Below are 22,576 nucleotides of genomic sequence, written 5' to 3' on the forward strand. Positions count from 1 at the left end.
CCGAAATAAAGCGTGCCATCCGGACGCACCAAAAACAGACCAGGTTCCGAGAAAACAGCAGGTTCTTCATAACCGCTTGAGGTCACACCGTTGGAGGTCGAGATATAAAGACCCCATTCGCGCGCGTTATCAAGATCAAGGCCATAGCCAAGATCAACGTTCTCAAGCTCCCACTTCGCCTTGGCTTCGGTCGCGCGATCTTCGCCATCGGACGAAACGACAACTACGTTCACGCCGCGCTTGGCAAAGTCTGCAAGCTTGGTATCGAGGTCCTTGAGGTATTTGCCACAGATCGGGCAATGCAGGCCGCGATAGAAAACGACCATGGTGAAGTTTTCCGGGCTTTGGTCGGCAAGCGACCATGTGCCGCCACCGACAAGCGGGACGGACAGGGATGGCACCTTCTGGCGCGGCATCAGCGGGGTAATTGCAGACATTTCGTTCCTCATGACTTGGGTCAGGTTTACTTGAAGATGATTATGGAACGATCATTCTATAAATCAACAACAAAGAACCGTCATCACTGAACCGTGATGGCGGATGTTGTCTCGGGAAGTGCTGTTATACCCGCTTGGCGACGATGAAACGTGATCCGGTGCTGGCTGGATATGAGCCGGTTTCGATCACCTCAAACCCGGCAGTGTGGATCATGCCCTCAAGGCGGGCATAATTCAGAAAATGAACGCGCGGCGCCTTGCCAAGTTTTTGCATGACCCAGATCAGGGGCTTGAGATACCAAAGCTTTTCACCAAGGCAGGGTGTTTTGGTAATAAACATGCCACCCGGCTTGATGACCTTATGTAGCGCGGTAATGGCGTCTTCGGGCTGATCAAGCAGATGCAGGATGTTAAAGCCAAGCACCACGTCAAAGCGCTCTGACCCTTGGGCGATGTCATCAATCGTCTTTTGGGCAAAGGTGACATTGTTGGTCGCCTGATCTTTGGCCTTGCCTTGGGCAATTTCGATCATGCGTGCGGATATATCGGTGGCGGTCAGGTGCCCGACACCATGGGCAAGTTTCAGGGCCGTGGTGCCGGTCCCACACCCGATTTCAAGCACGTTCTGATCCGGGGAAAGATAGGCGCGCGTGCGATCAAGGGTTTGCGCGTAGGCGGCCTCGTTGCCGATCGGTTTGCGGGCGTATTTATCGGCGGCAGAGTCCCAGAAAGTGTCGCTGCGTATCATGATATATCCGGCTTTTGCACCCGATGTGCGGGCATTGAAACAAGCGCGTGACTATCAAGGAGTGCAGGACAATGCGCAACCAGAAACGGTTACGAAAAATCGCGCAGGTTTAGTCGAGTGCGGCCAGAATGGTTTCGCAATAGTCGTTCAAGGTTTCCTGATCCGCACCACGGCGCGACATCAGCTGTACGCCCTGGAAAGAGCCAGCCAAAAAGCGTGCAAGGGCCCGGACATTCTTGCCTTTGGCAATTTTGCCCTGACCAATTGCGCGGTTCAGTGCGGCGGCAAAGGTATCCTCGGCCCGGCGGAATGCCTGATGGGCGATGGCGGCGGTTTCCGGATCGTGCGGGGCAAGCTCCATGCCCGAATTCACCATCAGGCAGCCTTTGTGTCGTCCCTCTGCGGTGCCGGTTTTGGCCGCGTCACGGAATGTCTTTTCAATCGCAGCGCGACCATCTTCGATGTTGCGCAGATCGGCAAAGCGTTCAGTGCTGATTTTCTGGCTGTAATGATCAAGGACGCGCAGGAACAGTGCCTTCTTGTCGCCAAAGCTTGCATACATGCTCGCCCGGTTCAGGCCGGTTTCATTGACCAGATCCTGAATAGAGGTCGCTTCAAACCCCTTGCTCCAGAAGATGTTCATGGCGTTATCAAGAACGCTTTCTTCATCAAACGCACGTGGCCGTGGCATTGGCAGTTCCTTCGATCAGATCCGTACTTTGGAACGAATGTTCTGTAATTGCTTTGAAGATGGGCCGACTGCGCCGCAAAATCAATAACAGCTTGTGATTTGCCCGTAATCTTGGGTTTACGACGCGATCCGATCCAGGGTTACAAAGCTGTAATCCGGGCCGTTAGGATTATCGATTTTCTGGCGCTTGGTTTCGCGCCATTGATCAGCGGGCAGCGGATCAAGGAAGGTGTCGCCTTCGATCTCGGCATGGACTTCGGTCAGCTCATAGCGTGTCGTAAAGGGCAGGGCGAGGTGATAGATCTGCGCACCGCCGCCAATGATCACTTCATTGACTCCATCGCGCACGGCGATTTCGTCTGCCAATTCAATGGCTTCTTCGATATTGTGACAAACCCTCACATTTTCGTGGTCAAAGGACCAGTCAGTGTCGCGTGTGACAACAATCGATGTGCGTTTGGGAAGGGGACGGCCGATCGCCTCGAACGTTACGCGCCCGATGATCATCGGTTTGCCAAGGGTGAGTGCCTTGAACCGTTTGAGGTCTTCGGGCAGTTCCCACGGCATCCAGCCATCCTTGCCAATCGCGCCATTGGCGGCCGCCGCAACCACGGCAACCCGTTTAATCTTTTGACCGCCCATCAAACAGCAACCTTTCCGGCAATATGGGGATGGGGGTCATAGCCGGTCAGTTCGAAATCATCATACTTGAAATCAAAGATCGATTTGACGGCGGGATTGATCTTCATAGTCGGAAGCGGTCGGGTATCGCGCGACAGCTGTTCTTCGACCTGATCAAGATGGTTGGTGTAAAGATGTGCATCGCCAAGGGTATGGACAAAATCACCGACGTCCAGGTCACAGACCTGCGCAATCATCATGGTCAGCAGCGCATAGGATGCGATGTTGAATGGCACACCCAGGAAAATATCCGCACTGCGCTGATAGAGCTGACAGGACAATTTGCCATCGGCGACATAGAACTGGAACAGGCAGTGACATGGCGGCAAGGCCATGTTGGGCACGTCCGCAACGTTCCAGGCCGAGACGATCAGGCGGCGGGAATCGGGATTATTTTTGATCTGGTCAATCAGGCCGGTGATCTGGTCGATGGTTTCACCGTTCGCGCCTTGCCACGAACGCCACTGGCCACCATAAACCGGGCCAAGGTCGCCATTCTCATCGGCCCATTCGTTCCAGATGCGCACACCATTATCCTGCAGATATTTGACGTTGGTGTCGCCATCAAGGAACCACAGCAATTCATGAATGATCGATTTCAGATGCAGCTTTTTGGTCGTCACCAGCGGGAAACCCTTGGAAAGGTCAAAGCGCATCTGGTGACCAAAGATCGAAACCGTGCCAGTACCCGTCCGGTCTTCCTTGCGCGTGCCGGTGTCACGCACCAGACGCATCAGATCAAGATATTGCTGCATGCTCAGTCCTGCATTTTAAGAATCACTTTTGTCGCAGCATAGTCAGGTCGATGGTCACGGGCAAGCGACGCCATCCGATCTTTGCCGGACCGTTATTTGAACTGTTTCTGCTGACAGGAGGTGTCAGGAGTGGTCAGGTAAACTTGGGAACAGTGGATATACTCAACTATCTGAATTTTGGGCGCGTTTGGCGTATGGGAGTGTTGATCTTGCAAGAAACTGTTCAGTGGGTTGATTGGGATGGAAAGGGGCTTGAGCACTGTGTCTGTCGTTCTGATCCGGACGGGATAGAGCTTGAAGGAGTCGTGGTCGGGACGCGGCATGGTAATTATGGCGGGTCTTACCTTGTGGTGACGGATGCTGCTTTCGCGACACGCGAGGTCAAGGTAAGTTATGTCGGCGGGGCGCAGATGCATGTGACCTCGGACGGCAAGGGAAACTGGTTTGACTGCATTGCAAAGCGGGAGTTGCCGTCTTTGGCGGGGTGCTTTGATGTCGATATCGGCATAACGCCCGCGACAAACATGCTTCCGATCAAACGATTAAAACTGGCCGAGGGCGAAGCGCGGGAAATCTCGGCGGCCTATGTGCCGCTTCCAAGCCAGATAGAGGGCGATTTCCTGCCACGTAGTGCGCCATAACGTTACACCTGTCTGATCCCGGATCGTCGCTACCGCTATGAGGGGCTTTTTCGCAATTTCTCAGCAGAGCTTGAGATCGATGATGCGGGGCTTGTGATTGATTATCCCGATACCTTCCGCCGAGTGTGATATCGCGTAAAACGGGCAATCGGACTTTGCCGGAGCCCGAAATGTTCCCGCAAAAATCAAAAAAAGATTTCCCGATTCCCCTTGTGAAAAGGGGGGCATTTGCCCTATATAGGGGCTGTCGGGGCAACCCGACTACGGCGCTAAACTGCGTGACAGAATAGGCTTTACGGACCCGGGGGCGGTACCCGGCGGCTCCACCAAATTTATCGGTTGTCCGACTCAGACAATCTTCGTGGGGCCGAAATAGGATCGACGTGAGCAGTAAAAGTCAATGTGGGCGCTCGGCATGGTACCACCGCATCGGGCCAATGTTTGTAAATGCAAACGACAACAATGCTCCGGTTGCTGTTGCCGCCTAAGCGGTACTAGCACCAAAGCGAAATTCCGATTGCCGGGAGCGGTAATTTGGTGGGGGACGGGGCACCTAGCAACAGAACGCCCCACTCTTGTATTTCTTTCCCGCTTCGTTATGAATAGAGTGATTATCAAACACGCCAAGATGTAATTGGCGTGCAGAGATGCTATATGACAATGACGGGACGCGCTGGACATTGCCGGTGGTTCCGCCAGATACAGGATTACTGATGCAAGAACCGGAAGAATTCCGCTACGATCTTATGGTCGACCAGGCGCTGCGCGGTGTGGTGAAAGATATCCTCGCGCGTGTGGCCGAAGAGGGCCTTTTCGGAGAGCATCACTATTACATCACGTTCCAGACCAACCATCCCGGTGTGGCCCTGCCTGAAAGCCAGCGCAAGGCGCATCCAGACAACATCACGGTTGTCTTGCAACACCGGTTCTGGGATCTGAAATCCGAAGATGATCACTTCTCGGTCGGAATGAGCTTTGATGGCATGCCGACCACGGTTGTCGTGCCCTATGACGCGATGCTGGCCTTTGTCGATCCGTCCGCCAACTTCATGCTGACATTCAGTGTCGAAGAAGAAATGGATGACGCAGATTTCGACTATGACGAAGATGATGATCTTGATGCCGATCTGATTGAAGGCGAAGACGGTGCGCCGACGCTCGTGACCGAGCCATCCAAATCGCGCAAAAAACCCAAGCCGGATGCCAATGAAACCGGCGAGGTCATCGCACTTGATGCGTTCCGCAAGAAATAGAAGATTTACAGGGCGGGCTTGATCCGCCCTTTTTCTTTGCCTGATCCCCGTTGATGTTTCCCGCGTCCGGGGCAGGGCGTATTACGCTAATGTATCGTGGCAATTTGATCCATTTGGCGCTAAAACCAGCCACACATAGAACAAACCCACCTTGTTTTTGAGAGAGACGAGAACCTTCCGATGAGTGATTTTGTCTATAAACCCATGTTTGAGCAGGGGAAGGACACCACCCCTTACCGCAAGATCGGGGACGAGGGTGTTTCGACCGTTGACGTCAATGGCGAGACCTATTTGAAAGTCGAACCCGAGGCGATCGAGAAACTGACCCTTCAGGCTTTCTTTGATTGCTCGCACCTTTTGCGTCCGGGGCACCTCGAACAGTTGCGCAAAATCCTTGATGACGAAGAAGCCACCGCCAATGACAAGTTCGTGGCGATGGATCTTTTAAAAAACGCCTCCATCGCATCGGGCGGCGTTTTGCCGATGTGTCAGGATACCGGTACGGCCATTGTCATGGGCAAGCGCGGTGGCAAGGTCATCACCGATGGTTCCGATGAAGAAGCCCTGTCCAAGGGCATCTGGCAGGCCTATCAGAAACACAATCTGCGCTTTTCGCAGGTATCGCCGAAAAACATGTTCGAGGAAAAGAATACCGGCTCGAACCTTCCGGCGCAGATTGATCTCTATGCGACCAAGGGCGATGAATACAAATTCATGTTCATGGCCAAGGGCGGCGGGTCTGCCAACAAGACCTTCCTGTTCCAGCAGACCAAGGCGCTTCTGAACCCGGAAAGCCTGCGCAAGTTTCTCGATGAAAAAATCCGTACGCTGGGGACCTCTGCCTGCCCGCCTTACCATCTGGCGGTCGTCATTGGCGGTACCTCTGCCGAGGCGTGCCTTAAGACCGTGAAAATGGCGTCAGCCCGTTATTACGATAACCTTCCGACCGAAGGTGGCGATCATGGTCAGGCCTATCGCGATCTGGAATGGGAACAGAAGATCCTTGAGATGACCCGCGAAATGGGTATCGGCGCGCAGTTCGGTGGCAAGTATTTCTGCCACGATGTGCGTGTGATCCGTCTGCCGCGTCATGGTGCAAGCTGCCCGGTTGGTCTGGGCGTGTCGTGCTCTGCCGACCGTCAGATCCTGGGTAAAATCACCAAGGACGGTATCTTTATCGAGGATCTCGAACATGATCCGGCGAAGTACCTGCCGCAGGTCACCGACGAGCATCTTGATGACGAAGTGGTCAAGGTTGACCTGAACCGTCCGATGGATGAAATCCGCAAGCAGCTGTCGCAATATCCGGTCAAAACCCGTCTGTCGCTGACCGGGACCGTGATTGTGGCCCGTGACATCGCGCATGCCAAAATCAAGGAACGCCTTGATGCCGGCGAAGAGATGCCGGAATACCTTAAAAATCATCCGGTTTATTATGCGGGTCCGGCCAAAACGCCAGAAGGCATGCCTTCGGGTTCATTCGGTCCGACCACGGCCGGGCGTATGGATGCCTATGTCGAACAGTTCCAGGCCGCAGGCGGTTCTTTCGTGATGCTGGCCAAGGGTAACCGGTCAAAAGCGGTCAAGGATGCCTGTGCCAAGTATGGCGGGTTCTATCTTGGCTCTATCGGTGGTCCGGCTGCCCGTCTGGCGCAGGATTGCATCAAGAAGGTCGATGTTCACGAATATCCGGAACTTGGCATGGAAGCCGTCTGGAAGATCGAAGTCGAAGACTTCCCGGCCTTCATCGTCATTGATGACAAGGGCAACGACTTCTTCGCCGAATTCGGCATCTGATCAGAAATCAGTTCTCTGAATATGCAAACGGCGCGGGGGAAACCTTGCGCCGTTTTTTATCTTGCATAGCTGACCTCAGGTCAAAGGGGTTGCTGCGGTGCGCAAGAAATGCTCTGATTTGGGCAAAATCAACCCCTTACTGGATAACCTGTTATGTCTGAAACTTCCGCGCTCTCTGCCACCGGTGCGACGGAAAGCCGACTGGTTGGTGTGACCGCCGCACTTGCGACGGTTTGCATCTGGGCCGGTTGGCTGATTGCCACCCGCTATGCCATGACGTCAAGCTTTACCGCTGTTGATATTGGCCTGATGCGCTTTGTTGTGCCTTTTGTCCTGCTTGCCCCGATCTGGATAAGAAAAGGCATCTGGCCCAAGGGCCTTTCCATGACCAACGGGCTTTTGATGATCGTTGGTTCCGGCGCGTTTTATACCCTGATGGTTGCTAGCGCCCTTGAGTTTGTCCCGGCAAGCCATGTTGGCATTCTTTTGCCCGGTGTCATGGCGGTCTGGGCGGTTCTGATTGCCATGCTTTTGTTTGGTGAACGTCCGGGCAAGGTCCGCATTGTTGGCTATGCCGCCGTGGTGATTGGTGTGGCCTCCCTGGTGGCGCTCAAACCGGCCGGTGTGATCAGTGATGACATGCTGATGGGCTATGGCCTTGTGTCGGCCGGGGCGTTTATGTGGGCGTGCTACACCCATGCCATGCGTCAAAGCGGCCTGGGCGCGCTTGAAGCCGCGTCCTTTGTCGGGTTCTGGTCGTTTGTCGTGATGGCGATTATCGCGCTGTTTACCGGCACCACCATTGGCGATGCCCCGATGGGGGATATCATGATGTTGCTGACTGCCCAGGGGCTCCTGGCCGGGTGTGTTGCCGTGATTACCTATGGCCTTGCCGTGCGCCATATCGGATCGACCGGGGCATCGGCCTTTGGCGCAATGACCCCGGCCCTGACAGCACTTGGCGGTGTGATCCTGTTGGGGGAACCCGGCAACCTGGCACTGGTTCTGGCAGTGGTTCTGGTGATCCTTGGCGTGATGACGGCGTCTGGTGTGTTTCGCCGCGTACGAATTTAGGCCCGCGAACTGACTGTTTTTCAATCAGGGCATTTTCACCATCTGATGAACATCAATTAAGTGTGCTGCACGTGCGAAATATTCTTTTCGCGTGTGCAGCTTTAGGTTATTGTAATGCACGTGATGGCAACGGCGCCACTCACCCAATGATTTATCGGCAGGCAACGAGGCTTGCGCAACTTTGTCAGCGTCTTTTGGTGACGCTCGACGGTTATGCCTCGGAGTTAGTCAAATGCTTGCTGGTTTTATTCGCTCTATTTCCCCTGAAAACGATCCTGAATTTAACGGCCCCAATCGCAAAACCAGCATGACTGATATCCTGCGGCTGTTGCGGACGGTCAGTGCTATCGCCGATGAGGCCGCAGACAAGGAAACGGCGGTTACCCAAATCCTTTCGGCAGTCTGCAATTATTGTCAGTGGCCGGTTGGGCATGCGTATCTGCGTGTGGATGACAAACTTTCGTCTGCAGGTATCTGGTCAATCAGTTCTTCGATTGCGGCAGGTGACATTGCCGAATTTCGCACCCAGTCCGAACAGACTGTGTTTGCGATCGGGCAGGGCCTTATTGGCGCTGTCGCGGCAACCGGTTCGCCTGTGTGTATCGCCGATGTCACCGTGAAAGACGGCTTTTTGCGTGCAGCGGCGGCGTCCAGAAACGGGCTGCGTGGCTGTTTTGCCCTGCCAGTCAAGCTGGAGGGGCAGACAGAGGCCGTCATTGAATTCTTTAGCCCGGGCGTCGCACAGCTTGATGATGAAATGCTTGAGCTTCTTGGGTTTATTGGCGGGCAGGTTGCGCGTGTGCTGGAACGTGAACGCGTCATTCGGTCGCGTGAGGCCCTGGCATCAAGCTTTGAGTCGCAAGTTCAGGGAACTGTTGGCATGGTGGCGGCGGCTGTCAGTCAAATGCGCGGTGCGCTTGACGTTTTGGCCGAGAGCACAGATCAAACCCGGAAATGCAGTAGCGGCATTGATGATGCGACAGGGCGGGCCATTTCACGGATTGAAGACGTCGCAGACCAGATGGAAAGCCTTAAAGATGCGTTGGCCGTCGTTGGTACGGATGCGTCCGAAACCGTCAAGATTACCTATGATATGGGCAGTCAGGCCCGCGAAATGCGCGCCGGATTTGTCGCACTGCAAGATCGTGCCGCTGATGCTGAGAAGATGCTGGCTTCCATTTCTGCCATCGCCGCGCAGACCAAGATGCTGGGCCTGAACGCTTCGATTGAGGCGGCGCGCGTCGGTGAGGCAGGCAAGGGGTTTGCGATTGTCGCCAAGGAGGTCAAGGCGCTTGCGGGCCAGTCTGCCAGTGCGACCGAGGATATCGCCCGCTGGATGAGTGAAATACTCAATGCGATTTCTAAAGCGGGTAACGATATCGAACAGATTGCCTTGGCGATGGATAATCTTCAGAACCGGGCAGAGGCGACAGCGACACAAGCCGATCAGCAAACAGAAACCTGCGTTTCGGTTGCATCATGTGTCGATGCCGCGGTCGCAGACTCCCGTTTGGTTGGTGAGGGTGTCTCGGAAATTACCGCAGCGATAAAACACAGTGAGCACGTATCAAGCGAGCTTGGTAACGCTGCCCATGACCTTGAAAAACAGGGTGCAGAGTTAAGCGCCCGCGTCGAAGGGTTTGTTGGCAAGATACGTATCGCCTAGTGACCTAGGTTGATCCGTTCATCCGATTTTTGACGTGATGGGGGTGCGCCGGGCGACCAGCCGTGCCAGTGGCGGCCCAAAGGCCAGCACCATGAAAAAGCGTGTTGCCTGGAGCACGAGGATGAAGGACAGGTCGACATTCGTGCTGGCCGCGATAATCGCAACAGAATCAAGGCCGCCCGGGCTGGTCGCGAGATAGGCGGTCAGTGGATCAATATCCATGAAATACACCAAAAGCCCCGAAATCCCGGCACAGAAGCTGATCAAAACAAAGATCGATAACAGGATTTTGGGAAGTGCGTGTGCTGCGTGGCGCAGGACCGGCGGGGTGAATTTCAAACCGATCACCCAGCCGATCATGGCGTAGGTCAGGCCCAGAAACCATTCCGGCAGGACGACATCGAAAAAACCGCTGACATGCAGGATCATGGTGACAATGATCGGCACCAGAAGCGGACCGGATGGCAAACGTACTTTTTGGCCGACAAAGCAGCAGGCAACCACCAGACAGAGTGTCAGGGCAAAACCGGCCGGGTCAAAAGCCGGGAACCAGTCATGGGGGCCCATGGCAGCCAGCGTTTCCGGATCAACCCAGAAATTGGCGACACTGGACGCGACACCGACAACGATTACCACGCGCACATACTGCATGAAGGCGACAAGCCTTGCATCCGCGCCAAAGGCGTCTGCCATGATCACCATGGCAGACGCCGCACCGGGCGTTGATCCCCAGATGCCTGCGGTTCCGGGCAGGACCTGTTTGACACACAGGATCCAGCCCAAAAAACTGCTGGCAAGCAAAGTGATGCCGGTAACGCCAAGGATCATCGGCCAGTCCGTTGCAAAGGATGTCAAAATCCCGATGGTCATCGAACCACCGATCATCACGCCCAACACCGACTGTGCGCCAAGATAAAGTTGCTTGGGGGCGGCAATGGTTGCGCCGTTGGTGCCCATCAGAATGCCGATGATCATCGGACCCACCAGAAGTGAGGCCGGGACTTGCCAATGATGGAGCAGGACCGAAAACACGACGGAGGTCGAAATCAGCAATAACCACTGGACCGGTTTCGGCAGACGGCCAAGCCGTTCTTTGGGGGGATTTATGATCGGTGACGTTGGTTCGGATGACACGATGCGGCCTTTGTCATTTATGGAAGGCATCTGATCGCGGGTGGCGCGATGTGATGGCGTGCTGGCGCCTGTGGGGGGCGTCAAGGTGGGGATCACAATTATAGCCAGCTTGTGCGATGGATGCGAGTATTTGCGTGATCCCGCCGGATGAAGGCCATCTCGGACTTGGAGAATATCGGCGGTTTCTGTATGACGCTAATCAATATATGCCAGCCAGTAGGGAACCTGTTTTGAGCACCGATCCGATCCAGTTTCAGTTTGATGGCGATGAAAACGCTGCCCTGACAATCGTTCTGGCCCATGGGGCAGGGGCCGCTATGGATAGCCCGTTCATGAACGAAATGGCGAGCGAACTGGCCAAGTCGGGCCTGCGCGTTGCACGCTTTGAGTTCCCCTATATGGCCAAACGCCGGACTGAAGGCAAAAAGCGCGGGCCGGATCGGGCACCGGTTTTGATCGAGTATTACGGTGAAGTTGTTCGCGCACTTGGCGGGCCAGAGAAGTTGATCATCGGTGGAAAATCCATGGGCGGACGGATCGCCAGCATGGTGGCAGATGATCTTGGTGTCGCCGGTCTTGTTTGCCTTGGTTATCCGTTCCATCCACCGGGCAAGCCTGAAAACCTGCGTACAGAACATCTTAAAACCCTGAAAACGCCGGGTCTGATTTGTCATGGTACGCGCGACCCGTTTGGCAGTCCGGATGAGATTGCGGGTTACGGGCTTTCGGATCGCATTGGGCTTCACTGGGTTGAAGACGGCGAACATGACTTCAAGCCGCGCAAAAGTTTCGGACGTACCCAAAGCCGGAACATTGCCGATGCCGCGGCGGCGATATCCCGGTTTGCAAAGATGCTCGGTTAAAAGAAACGGCCCGCCACTTGGGCAGGCCGTTGGCAGAAGGTTTGCGGGGCTTGGTGCGCGAGGGAGGTCAGGCAAGCACGCCTTCGCCGGTTTCCTTGAACTGCTGGGCATATTCCGGGGAAAGTTCGGCAGTGGCACTTGCGATGTCGATGCGCACGCCATTGGGATCAAGAAGGGCAAAATGGCGCTGGCCCCATGGCTCATCGCGAAGTTCAAGGGCGAATTCAAACCCGGCTTCGCGCAGTTCATCTGCTGCATCGCGGGCTTCTTCAACCTCCAGCGTAAGAACCGTTCCTTCGCCGATGGTGGCCGCCTGGAACATGGCGGGCTGGGTTTCGTGTCCCTGCTTCATCAGGCCAAGCTGAACGGATGGTGCGGACGGCCAGACAAGCTGGCAATACCAGTCACCGTCAAAGACCGGTGTGAAGCCGAGCTTTTTGTAAAAGGCGCGGCTTTGGGTGAATTTTTCGGTGATGATGATCTGATAGGCGTTGGTGACTTTCATCGTCATGCTCCTGACGTTGGGGGTAAATCCTGTCCCGATTTGTCAATGGTTGCACATCCCTCCTGACAGGAGCCTGTCAGGAGCGGTATGCTAATTTTTGGGGCAGGATGACAAAGGAGTGATCATGAGACGGGCTGACCGATTATTTCGCCTTGTTCAAATCTTGCGCCGCCGCAAACTGTGCCGCGCATGTGACCTGGCAGAGGAACTTGAAGTTTCCGAACGTACCATTTACCGCGACATTCGCGACCTTGCCGCATCGGGCGTTCCGGTCGAGGGGGAGGCAGGCGTGGGCTATATTCTGCGCGATGGGTATGACTTGCCGCCGCTTATGTTTGATGCTGACGAGATCGAGGCGCTTGTTGTTGCGGCCCGCATGGTTCAAAGCTGGACCGATCCGCAAATGGCACGTGCCGCCGGTGATGCCCTGACCAAGATCGAGGCGGTGTTGCCCGAAAAAATCCGTGGTCTGGTCGGGGGTGTTCCGATTGCGATTGCCGAAATTGCACAGGAACCGATTGCCATTTCGATGCCGGACCTCAGGCGCGCCATCCGCGAACGGTTTCTGATTGATATCGATTACACCGATGCAAAGGGCGACAATACCCGCCGCCGTGTCTGGCCGCTTGGCATGTTGTTTTTTGGCAGTACGTGGCTTTTGGCCAGTTGGTGCGAATTGCGCGAGGCCTTTCGCGTTTTTCGGGCCGACCGGATTGCCCATATGGAAATATCGACATCGCGCTTTCGCCCGGTTCCGGGGCGGTCATTGCGTGATTATCTGATTTCCGAAGGTGTTGAAGGCGAGATCCTTAATGGCATCGGTCGATAGCGAGTTCGTTATGCTGGTGTCAGAGCTGCTGGCACCTTTGGGGCATATCAGGCCCAGACGGATGTTTGGCGCCGTCGGGCTTTATTGTGACGGCGCCTTCTTTGCGATCATTTCCGATGATGTCCTGTATCTCAAAGGAGACGCGCAGACCAAGGACCGGTTTGATGCGATGGAGATGCAGCCATTTGCGGTGCCGTCGGGAAGGCCGGTGACCCTGTCTTATTTCGAAGTACCCGGTGAATGGCTTGATAACGAAGAACAAATTCTTGAATTTGCCACGTTGGCGCTTGGGGCTGCGCGCCGTTCACAGGCACAAAAGGGCCGAACTGCCAAGACGTAACCAGGCCTTGGCCAAAGCAAACAGATCCCGGGATATTCGGGGCAGGGGTATTTAGACGCCGCTTGCAATCAGTGATGTTCGGTCGCACTTTTCCTGTATAGTATTTTTTCGGGATAAAGAACGCGTTAGGTCTGGGACAAGTGGCAGCCGGTAGTTTCTGGCAAGGTTTTGCCGACACGTTAAAAATTCGGACAGACAAGCCGGAACTGTTGCGCGCGCAGGTTGGTGCTCTTTCGCGTCAGATACCTGTCCTTTATATGCTGCTGCTGGCCAACGCGGTGGCTCTTGCCTATACCCATTACGGAACAGCACCCGACTGGATGACAGTCCATGCAGTGATTGTTCTCGGTGTCATTTGTATTTTTCGTGCGGTTGCCTGGAACCGGGCCCGCGTTGATATTGATGACGTTGATGTCTGTATCAAACATCTTAAGCGCATCAGGGTGCTGGCGGTGGTGATATCCGTCCTGTTCACCCTTTGGGCGATCACGATGTTTGATTATGGCGACGCCTATCAGCGCGGCCACGTTGCCTATTTCATATCGATCACCGTTGTTGGCTGTATTTTCTGTCTGGTGAATTTCCCGCCTGCGGCATTGCTGGTTGTGGCGATTGTGCTGGGCACCTTCGTGTTCTTCTTCGGCACCAGCGGCAACGAAGTCTATGTTGCGATCGCGGTCAATATGGCGCTTGTGTCGTTGATGATTATTCAGATCATCCGAAGCTTTTATGCCAATTTTTCTGGCCTGATCCAGACCCAGAACGATCTTGAAGCACAGCACCAGACGATGATTGAACTGTCGCGCCAGAACGAGGCATTGGCGCTGATTGATCCGTTGACCGGTTTATCCAACCGCCGGGCCTTTTTTTCCGTGCTGGAAGATACGGTGAATGCTGCCGCCGAGAATGAAACATTCGCGGTGGCGATGATTGATCTGGACGGTTTCAAGCCTGTCAATGACGTGCATGGTCACCCCTCGGGCGATGAGCTGTTGCAGCAGGCGGGCAGGCGGCTTCGCAAAGTCCTTGGTCACGATACGCTTCTGGCGCGCTTGGGCGGCGATGAGTTCGGATTGCTGCTTAAGGGCTATGACGATGCACTCGAACTGATTGCTCTTGGCAAGGAGCTTTGTGACGCGCTCAATCGCCCGTTTGTCCTAAATGGTGTGACCGTGCAGGTTTCGGCATCACTGGGGTTTGCGACCTATCCCACAGTGGCGCGCAGCCCGAACGGCCTGTTCGAGCGGGCTGACTTTGCACTTTATCATGCGAAAAAGAATGCACGTGGCGAGGCGGTTTTGTTTGCCGCCCACCACGAAACATTGATCCGCCATGACTCCCAGATCGAACAGGCGCTGCGCAAGGCGGATTTATCGACCGAGCTCAGACTGCATTACCAACCGGTATTTGATATTCGATCCGGGCAGGTAAGCTCGCTTGAGGCGCTTGCGCGTTGGGAAAGTGCGCAGATGGGGGCGGTTTCGCCAGGCACGTTCTTTCCGGTGGCAGAAAAGACCGGCCAGGTCGGTTTTCTGACACGGGTTCTGTTCGAAAAGCTGATGGTCGATATGCAGGACTGGCCGGAAAACCTGCCTGTATCGTTTAACCTTTCGGCGCGCGATATTGTTCTGTCCGATACGGTAGAGTGGCTGATCGACGAGATCAAAAAGCATCGCATCGACCCGGGAAGATTGACCTTTGAAGTCACGGAAACGGCGTTCTTGCGTGATTTTGAGGCCGCCCGGACCAGCATCCGCTATCTGCGCGATCATGGCGCGCGCATTGCCCTTGATGATTTCGGCATCGGTTATTCCAGCCTGCGCTATGTCCACGAACTTGAATTTGATGTGCTCAAGGTTGATCGCAGCTTTGTCGCCCCGCTGTCGCATAACGAACGCAGCCGCCGTATCGTCAAGACGGTGATTGATATGTGCCAGAACCTTGGCATTGATTGCGTGCTGGAAGGGATCGAAAACGACAGCCAGCGCGATGTGATCATCACGTTGGGAGGGCGGCTGATGCAGGGGTATTTCTTTGCCCGCCCGGTTCGCGAAGTCAAACTTGATGCGTTGGCCGAAGGTGTTGGCAAGTGACGTCGGGCCAAGTGCCGAAAACCTCGGCCCTTGGATGCGATAAGCTGCGACTCGGTTAATCTTCCTGCAACCAGATGGCGCTACTCTGTCCAAAGCGGGAACGGTACTTTGTGAAATGACACAACCACCGGTCCCGATTTTTGGCGGGAACGAGGCCGTTGACCATGTCGTCGCAGACAGAGATTTTGCAAACATCCGCAATGGCGATTACGGGCGATATCGAGCTTGCCCCGGAAATCCGTACCCGTCTGCGCGGTCTGATCGACAGTCTTCCCGACCAGCCCGCCCGCCTTCGTGTGCTGGGCCACGTTCTGCTTGATCTTGGTCTTTGTGATCTTGCGCTGAATGCGTTTGGCCGGGCTTTGCTGATTGATGATCTTGATGGGGCGACGCATCTGGGCCTGACACGGGTTTATATCCAGACCGGCCGCCGTGATCTTGGGCTTGAACATCTTGAAATCGCCATCAGCCTGCGCCCCGATGCGCGGGAGTTGCGCGTGCTTGCCGCTGATTTGCTGGGATGCCGGGACAAGATGCGTGCACTTGATCAGCTTGGTGCTGTTCTTGCCGCCGAACCCGATCATGCCGGCGCACGCAAGGGACTTGCCAACCTGATACGTACCGTGGTTGCAAGCCGTATGCATACCGTTTCGCATGATGACCGCGAGACCCGACCGCAACCGACATTCGATCATACACAGGTCATTTGGGGTGATGTCGAGCCGTTTGGCGACCTGATCCAGTCCACCATCGGTCGTGGGTGCCGCGTTTCCTGATCCGGCAGGTTTCTAGCCAGCAGACGGGATATTTGCGGCTTGCAGGGAAACGATCGTGAAATCATCATCAAGCTTTGCCGGTGCACGGTCCATGAACTGATCGGCAATCTGTGCGGCAAGGTCAATGTCACGACCGCCTTCCAGAACGGTGTCTTGCAACATCTTGAGCAAGCCTGCCTCACAGAGAAACTGACCATTGTCCAAGGTTGTTTCGATCAGTGCGTCGCTGTAAAGCAGCAGGAAACTGTCCTTGTCGAAAGGCACTTCGCGGGTTTCATAGCGGGCGTCCCTGATAACGCCAAGTGGGACCCCGGAACCATCAAGATAGCGTGCCTCGCCAGTCGCAGTGTTGCCCAGAACAGGTGACGTGCAGGCAGCACTGGCATAGGCAAAGGTGTTGTTCTGTCGATCAACGATGCCATACAGCATTGTCGCATATTGCCCGACAGGCAAAAGCCCCTTGAGGTGGCGATTAAGCCGCTGCAAATACACATCCGGCGTCTGATCGTCGACTTGTTCTGACCATATCAGGGAATGCAGGCGGAATGTGTTGAGTGCCGCACCAAGCCCGTGGCCGGCGAAATCAACGATATAAACGCCAAGCCGATGGGCATCAATTGGTACTAACCCCCACATATCGCCACCGAGTTCCGAGGACATCTGGAATGTCGCACTGATCCGCAAGCCGTAATCCATGCCGACCCCACGATAGTGTTCCGGTGTCGGGTTCAGGTTTTCCTGCATGTTGCGCGCAAGTTCCAGTTCTGACTGGGTGCGTGCCTGATAGGCTTGAAGTTGCTGCACCAGCAGACGATTTTCGAGATGGATCTTGGTGCGGGCGATCAGTTCTGCCTTGTTGAGCGGTTTGAGGATAAGGTCGGTTGCCCCGTCATCGAAAATGCGCGTGCGTCCTTCGTTTTCTTCAAGGGCGGTTTGGGCGATGATCGGTGTTTTTGCAAAGGCAGGATCAGCACGGACGGCCTTGCACACGGCATAACCATCCAGTTTCGGCATGATGATATCAAGAATGATCAGATCGGGATTATGCGCCTTGATCTGGGCAATTGCATCTTCGCCATCCTTGGCAAAAACCAGATTGGTAAACCCGTCAGCCCGAAGGTAGGACGCAATGATTTCACGCGACAACAGAGTGTCGTCGGCAATCAGGATGGTTGCGTTCTGCGCAATGCGCAGTGCATCGGGCGACGTCGTCAGGCGCGTTTCAAGATCATTGAGGTATGCCGTGTCGCCTAACGCCGTCGTGCTTTGACTGTCATCAAAAGTCAGTTCGATCGTGCGGCCATTCCGCAGGAAATTCACAGAGTGACACAGGCTTCTGATCAGGGGGAGGCCGCGGCCAAAGGTCGTGTCCTTACGCGAAATCGGGGCGGTTGCGTTTGCATCAGGCGGTGAAAATCCGTTGCCCTGATCATTGATGGTGATAACGACTTGGCCATTTTTGCGCCGACGTGCTGTCAGGATAATCGCACGGGCGCCATGGTGGCCGGATGCAAGGCGGCGTTCGGTTTCTTCGCCGAGCTCCTTGAAGCGATCCATCGATAGATGGCCGCCGGTTGCAAGTTCGAGATTGCCATGTATGAGCGAGTTGGCGAATGCTTCCTGCACGGCCATTTCAACCGAGGACGCGACGCCATCACCAATCAGACCGCGATGCCGAAGGCTGGTCACAAATTTGCGCGCCACCGGCAAATGATAGGCGCTGCGTGTTGAAAGACAGACCAGCAGGTCATGTTTTGGCAGTGATTTCTTACCGACCAGCGGTGCCAAGTCGCCAAGGTCGAGTTCCGGGAAACATTCAACAAAGGTGTCGCAATTCAGACGGATCAGGCTGCCAAGCCAGTCGCGACCGACCTGTGATGGCAAGATACAAAATGAAAAACGCCGTTGGCTGGAAAAATCCTCGGGCGATTGCCCGGATATGTATTTGGCTCCAGCTTCGGTCGCGTCCCACAGGTTTATGCCCGCGACAAGCTTTGAGAGGTCCTGTTGCGCGACGGAGTGCGGCACGGCAACCAAGTACTTTGCACGTGAGTCTCGGCCAACAGGCATTGATTAGTTTTCCAGCTGGAACAAGGTATCAAAGCGGGCAACTTCAAGCATGCGCTTGACCTGTCCCTGTGCGCCACGCAGGATGACGTTTGTGTTGGATTTTTCGCCCTCGTCGCGGGCAAGCAGCAACATGCCAAGACCGGCGGAATCAATGAAATCGACACCGGAAATGTCCAGAACAAGCGTGGATGAGCCATGTCCGCGAACTTCTTCGATCAGTTTGCGGAAGCTCGAATGATCGCCGAATGTGAAGCGACCGGTCACTTCGACTGTGGTTGTTCCATTGGCGAAATCTGTCTTGTAATTCAAGTCTGGACTCTCCTTGAAGCGTTTGGCCGGTGGCGGAAACCCGGCCAAGACTATGCTTTTCTTAACGTTAATCTGATTGTGTATGGTTTGGGTAGTGACTGCAATACATGTTAGTAGTTGTTAGATGAGCAACACTATCGGTATGCTGACCTACATTGGTATATCGGGATACGAACAATAAAATGCCAGAGCAGGCACGCATTGTAATTGTGGAAGATACGCTGTCGCTGGCGCGCGTGTATCAGGATTACTTGCGTGCCGACGGTCACGTTGTTGATCACGTCGTCAGTGGCACAAACGCCATAGAACGATTGCGCCATGATCCGCCGGATGTCCTTGTTCTTGATCTTATTTTGCCCGATATGGACGGGCGCGAGGTTCTTCGTGCTGCCGCGCAAATCGCACCGGATTGCAAAATTGTTGTTATCACGGCCCACGGATCAATCAATGTCGCGGTCGAGGCGATGCGCGAAGGGGCATGGGATTTCCTGTTAAAACCCTTCACTGCTGACAAGTTGCGCGACACCGTGACCAAGGCGATCAAAGGTGCGCCCGCCCTTCAAAGTGCCCCGGATATTGATCTGGAAAGTCCCGACGCCGACGAGATGTATTTCGACATCATCGGCGGGTCGGAAAACATGCGTGATATCTATCGCATTATCGAAAATGCTGCCCCCAGCCGTGCGACTGTCTTTATCACCGGTGAGTCCGGTACGGGTAAGGAACTCGCCGCCGAGGCAATCCATCGTCGTTCGGAACGGGCAAAGGATCCGTTCATTCCGCTGAACTGTGGTGCCATTCCCAAAGACCTTATGGAAAGCGAGATTTTCGGTCACGTCAAAGGGGCGTTTACAGGTGCTGTTTCCGACCGCGAAGGGGCAGCACATCGTGCGGATGGCGGCACGCTGTTTCTGGATGAAATTTGCGAAATGGATCTGGACCTGCAGACCAAGCTTCTGCGCTTTATCCAGACCGGGTCATTCCAGAAAGTTGGCGGCAGTTCTATCGAAAAGGTTGATGTGCGCTTTGTCTGTGCGACCAACCGCGACCCACTTGAAGAAGTGCGTTCCGGGCGGTTCCGCGAAGACCTTTATTACCGTTTGCACGTTATTCCGCTGCACATGCCGCCTCTGCGTGATCGCGATAACGATATCCTGCAAATTGCCAATTTCTACCTGCAACGCTTCACGCGCGAGGAAGGCCGCGATTTCGAACGGTTCAGTCCCGAAGTTTCCGCCCTGTTTGCACGGTATTCCTGGCCGGGCAATATTCGCCAGTTGCAAAATATCATCCGTAACATTGTTGTGCTCAATAACGGGACCGAGGTGGCGCTTTCAATGGTGCCAAGGCCGGTCAATAGCGGCACTGACGGTGACCAGTTCGGATCGGGGACGATCGAGGCCCCGCCACCCCATCCGGTTGTTTCAAACGAGCCGGGCGGTCCCGGGCGTCATTGGGCCGGTGATCCGGAGGCGCTGGCCTTTCTTGCCGGTGCCCGGCAAATGCGCAAGGTTGTCGAAAACCATAATTCCGGGCGCAGCAACCAACTGCTTGGTGCTGGTGCGGGCGGCAACTTTGGGGACGAAGATCAAACTGCATTGTCGCCGTCAGCATCTGGTTCGGGAAGGCTCGGATTTGGCGAGATCAAGCCGCTTTGGCAAGTTGAAAAACAGGCGATCGAAGAGGCGATTGAGCGTTGTGGCGGATCCATCCCGCGTGCAGCCGATGCCCTGGGGGTTAGCCCGTCGACAATCTATCGTAAAAAGCAATCCTGGGAAGAAAGCGGCCTTTAGGTCATTTTACCGGTCTGCGCTGTGCCAATCTGCCATCGCGTCTTCAAGGCGTTTCCAGTCTATATCAGTTCCGGGCAGGCCAAACCGAACCTTGTGTGCATCATGATCAAATAGCCGGACCAGAATACCCCGGTGTCCAAGGTGGTCTGCCAAGGCAACGCAATCCTCGCCGTCGTAATAGCGGAAAAGATCGGTGCCGCCAAATAGAGCCAGTCTGCTGTTCTTGGTGATGAGCTCATCAAGCCGCGCTGCGTCTGCCGTCAGACGTGTTCGGCTTTGCTGCTGCCATGCCGTATCGGAAAAAGCTTGCGCGCCCACGACCATCGTCGGGCCGGGAATGGCCCATGGGCCAATGCGGCTTTCAAGATCAGTTGCAAGGTTGCAATCCATGACGGCACAGCCAAGTCGCGCCCCAGCTAGGCCGAAAAACTTGCCAAATGAACGCAACACAATGGTGTTTTGCAACTGATCAATGCGCGAACAAACCGATTGGTCCGGTTGGCAATCCATAAAGGCCTCATCGACCATAAGCCAGCAATTACGTGCATCTGCACGTTTGCCCAGCTTGAAGATATCGTCAGGGGCAAACATGGCCCCGTCCGGGTTGTTGGGATTGACCAAGATAACGACGGTTCCCGTTTCGGCAGTGCTCAGAATATCCGTGGCCTTGGCAATCCTGTCAGCCGGATCGGTTTGGTGGGTTTGGCAGTGGTACCCGGCACGTCGCCAGCACCGTTCATGTTCGCCGTATGTCGGCCCCATGACATGGACGTTTTTGGTTGCCTGATCTGCCATCCGGTCTTTCAGCCAGAACGGGATCATCTGGATCAGGGCCTGTGTGCCCGGGGCGCAAACAAGATGATCTGTCGTCGGCAGGGTGTAATACTGTTTGGCCGCTGCTTTCAGACCATCAAGCTCCGAGGTGAGTGGCAGGCGTTGCCAGTGCGCATTTTCAATATCGGGAACCGGGTAGGCTATTGGATTGATACCGGTCGATAAATCCAACCAGTCGCTTGTTGGAATGCCATATCGGTTTGCCGCCCGATCAACTGCGCCACCGTGATTGATCGGCGGCTGTTCTTTTGGCGTGATATGGCTGTTTGTCATGATGGGGCCAAGCCTGATCGAAAGTGAACTGTCTGTGGTTTGGATCAAGTTTCCGCGCTTGCCATTGCGGAAAGTGCTGCGTATCGTCCGGCCATCCTCAATACCGGACATTTTCCCATGATCACAGCCCAAAATGCCACCAACATTCAGGTATGGCAGAAGCTTAACCCGCAACTGTCGATTTCCAACGGTGTAAGTCCAAGCACCGATGTCGCGGAAATTGGTGCCGATAAAGGTGGTTTTGATGGGGGCGCGCTTTCTGAACGGTTTTGGGATGAGGGATATTTCCTGATCCACGATGTTTTGCCGGCAGGCGAGCTTGAAAAACTTCGTGGCGGGATTGAGGTGCTTGTTGCCAATGGCCTGTCACCCGCGCTGATATATCTTTACGATGAAGCTTGGGATGTGTTTCGTCGGTTACGTCCGCTTTTGACCCATTTCCTGGGCGATCGGATTGCGCTTTTGCCGCACTTCTGGGCGTGGCATGTCGGTTCCGATGTTGGTGGAAGTGGTTGGCCACCGCATCGCGATTATCAAGGGGAAAGTACGATTGGCGATGAGATGTTGATCAGCCTTTCTCTTTGGGTGCCGCTAAGCAATGCCACGCCTGAAAATGGCTGTATGCATGTTTTGCCCCGCAATTTCGAGAAAGGTTACCCGGCACCGGTTTCAGAACCGGGGGAGGTCCGCCTTCAAGACATTCGCGCCCTTCCGGCCAAGCCTGGTGCGGTAATGGGCTGGCGACAGGATCTTTATCATTGGGGGGGACGGGCAAGCCCGTATGCCAGCGAACCCAGGATCAGCCTGTCACTTGAATTTCAGAATGCCGCCTTTGATCCGCTTGCCGATCAATTGTTGGGGCTTGATCATCCTCCGGTGTTTTTGGAACGTCTGGCCTTGATTGCCAAGCAGTTTGAAAAATACCGTCATATGCAATCAATGGATGCCGAAACCCTAAAATGGGCAAATGACGTTGTGGACGCCTGTGCTACGATTAACCATATGCAGTAAAAG

21 protein-coding genes, 1 other RNA gene and 1 pseudogene are annotated in these 22,576 nt (G+C 54.9%); 13 read left to right on the top strand and 10 right to left on the bottom strand.

Annotated features, from left to right (window positions below; translation table 11 throughout):
• From B2T33_RS11285 to B2T33_RS11305, 5 genes are all read right to left on the bottom strand, one after another.
• Positions 1 to 437 (bottom strand): peroxiredoxin-like family protein (locus tag B2T33_RS11285; protein ID WP_286792045.1); only part of this gene is annotated, 437 nt, incomplete at its 3' end.
• Between the two features lie 124 nt (positions 438 to 561).
• Positions 562 to 1,185, bottom strand: coding sequence for a class I SAM-dependent methyltransferase (locus B2T33_RS11290; protein ID WP_197145405.1), 624 nt, complete (start codon positions 1,183 to 1,185; stop codon positions 562 to 564).
• Positions 1,186 to 1,294: 109 nt separating this feature from the next.
• Complete coding sequence (locus tag B2T33_RS11295; RefSeq protein ID WP_197145404.1) at positions 1,295 to 1,876, bottom strand: TetR/AcrR family transcriptional regulator; 582 nt, start codon at positions 1,874 to 1,876, stop codon at positions 1,295 to 1,297.
• A 117-nt stretch (positions 1,877 to 1,993) separates the two neighbouring features.
• Positions 1,994 to 2,518, bottom strand: a complete 525-nt coding sequence (locus tag B2T33_RS11300) for a dihydrofolate reductase (protein WP_197145403.1) — start codon at positions 2,516 to 2,518, stop codon at positions 1,994 to 1,996.
• A complete protein-coding gene (locus B2T33_RS11305; RefSeq protein ID WP_286792046.1) occupies positions 2,518 to 3,312 on the bottom strand; it encodes a thymidylate synthase in 795 nt (264 codons plus the stop codon). The genes B2T33_RS11300 and B2T33_RS11305 overlap by 1 nt, the downstream gene beginning before the upstream one ends.
• A 209-nt stretch (positions 3,313 to 3,521) precedes the next feature.
• Between B2T33_RS11305 and B2T33_RS11310 the strand changes: the two are divergent.
• The 6 genes and pseudogenes from B2T33_RS11310 (at position 3,522) to B2T33_RS11335 (ending at position 9,743) form a co-directional block, all read left to right on the top strand.
• Positions 3,522 to 4,082 (top strand): annotated as a pseudogene (locus tag B2T33_RS11310) (putative glycolipid-binding domain-containing protein).
• Between the two features lie 77 nt (positions 4,083 to 4,159).
• Positions 4,160 to 4,527, top strand: a transfer-messenger RNA (tmRNA) gene (gene ssrA / locus B2T33_RS11315).
• A 139-nt stretch (positions 4,528 to 4,666) separates the two neighbouring features.
• Entirely contained in the window at positions 4,667 to 5,206 is a 540-nt protein-coding gene (locus tag B2T33_RS11320; protein ID WP_008892065.1) for an SspB family protein, read from the top strand.
• A gap of 180 nt (positions 5,207 to 5,386) precedes the next feature.
• Positions 5,387 to 7,003: a fumarate hydratase gene (locus B2T33_RS11325; RefSeq protein WP_197145400.1), complete on the top strand. Its 1,617-nt coding sequence runs from the start codon at positions 5,387 to 5,389 to the stop codon at positions 7,001 to 7,003.
• Between the two features lie 153 nt (positions 7,004 to 7,156).
• Entirely contained in the window at positions 7,157 to 8,077 is a 921-nt protein-coding gene (locus tag B2T33_RS11330) for a DMT family transporter (protein ID WP_197145399.1), read from the top strand.
• A gap of 232 nt (positions 8,078 to 8,309) precedes the next feature.
• On the top strand, positions 8,310 to 9,743 hold the full coding sequence (locus B2T33_RS11335) for a methyl-accepting chemotaxis protein (RefSeq protein ID WP_197145398.1): 1,434 nt from the start codon (positions 8,310 to 8,312) through the stop codon (positions 9,741 to 9,743).
• Between the two features lie 18 nt (positions 9,744 to 9,761).
• On the opposite strand, the gene B2T33_RS11340 is transcribed toward B2T33_RS11335, so the two are convergent.
• A complete protein-coding gene (locus B2T33_RS11340; RefSeq protein WP_286792047.1) occupies positions 9,762 to 10,877 on the bottom strand; it encodes an AbrB family transcriptional regulator in 1,116 nt (371 codons plus the stop codon).
• 230 nt (positions 10,878 to 11,107) lie between these two features.
• On the opposite strand from B2T33_RS11340, the gene B2T33_RS11345 reads away from it, so the two are divergent.
• Positions 11,108 to 11,740, top strand: coding sequence for an alpha/beta fold hydrolase (locus B2T33_RS11345; RefSeq protein WP_286792048.1), 633 nt, complete (start codon positions 11,108 to 11,110; stop codon positions 11,738 to 11,740).
• A gap of 67 nt (positions 11,741 to 11,807) precedes the next feature.
• On the opposite strand, the gene B2T33_RS11350 is transcribed toward B2T33_RS11345, so the two are convergent.
• Entirely contained in the window at positions 11,808 to 12,245 is a 438-nt protein-coding gene (locus B2T33_RS11350) for a VOC family protein (RefSeq protein WP_286792049.1), read from the bottom strand.
• A gap of 124 nt (positions 12,246 to 12,369) precedes the next feature.
• Here B2T33_RS11350 and B2T33_RS11355 point away from each other — a divergent pair, with 124 nt between their 5' ends.
• From B2T33_RS11355 to B2T33_RS11370, 4 genes are all read left to right on the top strand, one after another.
• Positions 12,370 to 13,074 carry a helix-turn-helix transcriptional regulator gene (locus B2T33_RS11355; RefSeq protein ID WP_008892071.1) on the top strand — a complete coding sequence of 235 codons (705 nt, stop codon included), beginning with the start codon at positions 12,370 to 12,372 and terminating at the stop codon, positions 13,072 to 13,074.
• Positions 13,058 to 13,414: a TfoX/Sxy family protein gene (locus B2T33_RS11360; RefSeq protein ID WP_197145396.1), complete on the top strand. Its 357-nt coding sequence runs from the start codon at positions 13,058 to 13,060 to the stop codon at positions 13,412 to 13,414. Before B2T33_RS11355 ends, B2T33_RS11360 begins: the two co-directional genes overlap by 17 nt.
• A 140-nt stretch (positions 13,415 to 13,554) precedes the next feature.
• A complete protein-coding gene (locus B2T33_RS11365; protein WP_197145395.1) occupies positions 13,555 to 15,507 on the top strand; it encodes a putative bifunctional diguanylate cyclase/phosphodiesterase in 1,953 nt (650 codons plus the stop codon).
• A gap of 164 nt (positions 15,508 to 15,671) precedes the next feature.
• The gene (locus tag B2T33_RS11370) at positions 15,672 to 16,283 is read left to right on the top strand and encodes a hypothetical protein (RefSeq protein WP_197145394.1); all 612 of its coding nucleotides are present in this window, start codon (positions 15,672 to 15,674) and stop codon (positions 16,281 to 16,283) included.
• 12 nt (positions 16,284 to 16,295) lie between these two features.
• Here the strand turns inward: B2T33_RS11370 and B2T33_RS11375 are convergent, their stop codons facing one another.
• Together B2T33_RS11375 and B2T33_RS11380 are read right to left on the bottom strand one after the other, a co-directional pair.
• On the bottom strand, positions 16,296 to 18,353 hold the full coding sequence (locus tag B2T33_RS11375; protein WP_197145393.1) for a SpoIIE family protein phosphatase: 2,058 nt from the start codon (positions 18,351 to 18,353) through the stop codon (positions 16,296 to 16,298).
• Between the two features lie 3 nt (positions 18,354 to 18,356).
• On the bottom strand, positions 18,357 to 18,662 hold the full coding sequence (locus tag B2T33_RS11380; protein WP_063090454.1) for an STAS domain-containing protein: 306 nt from the start codon (positions 18,660 to 18,662) through the stop codon (positions 18,357 to 18,359).
• Positions 18,663 to 18,844: 182 nt separating this feature from the next.
• Between B2T33_RS11380 and B2T33_RS11385 the strand changes: the two genes are divergently transcribed.
• A complete protein-coding gene (locus B2T33_RS11385; RefSeq protein ID WP_197145392.1) occupies positions 18,845 to 20,455 on the top strand; it encodes a sigma-54-dependent transcriptional regulator in 1,611 nt (536 codons plus the stop codon).
• A gap of 6 nt (positions 20,456 to 20,461) precedes the next feature.
• Here the strand turns inward: B2T33_RS11385 and cobD are convergent, their stop codons facing one another.
• Positions 20,462 to 21,562 carry a threonine-phosphate decarboxylase CobD gene (gene cobD / locus B2T33_RS11390; protein ID WP_252723947.1) on the bottom strand — a complete coding sequence of 367 codons (1,101 nt, stop codon included), beginning with the start codon at positions 21,560 to 21,562 and terminating at the stop codon, positions 20,462 to 20,464.
• Positions 21,563 to 21,679: 117 nt separating this feature from the next.
• Between cobD and B2T33_RS11395 the strand changes: the two genes are divergently transcribed.
• On the top strand, positions 21,680 to 22,573 hold the full coding sequence (locus tag B2T33_RS11395) for a phytanoyl-CoA dioxygenase family protein (protein WP_286792051.1): 894 nt from the start codon (positions 21,680 to 21,682) through the stop codon (positions 22,571 to 22,573).
• Positions 22,574 to 22,576 lie beyond the last annotated feature (3 nt).

It is taken from the genome of Thalassospira sp. UBA4513 (genome assembly GCF_002388495.1).
GTDB lineage: Bacteria > Pseudomonadota > Alphaproteobacteria > Rhodospirillales > Thalassospiraceae > Thalassospira > Thalassospira tepidiphila.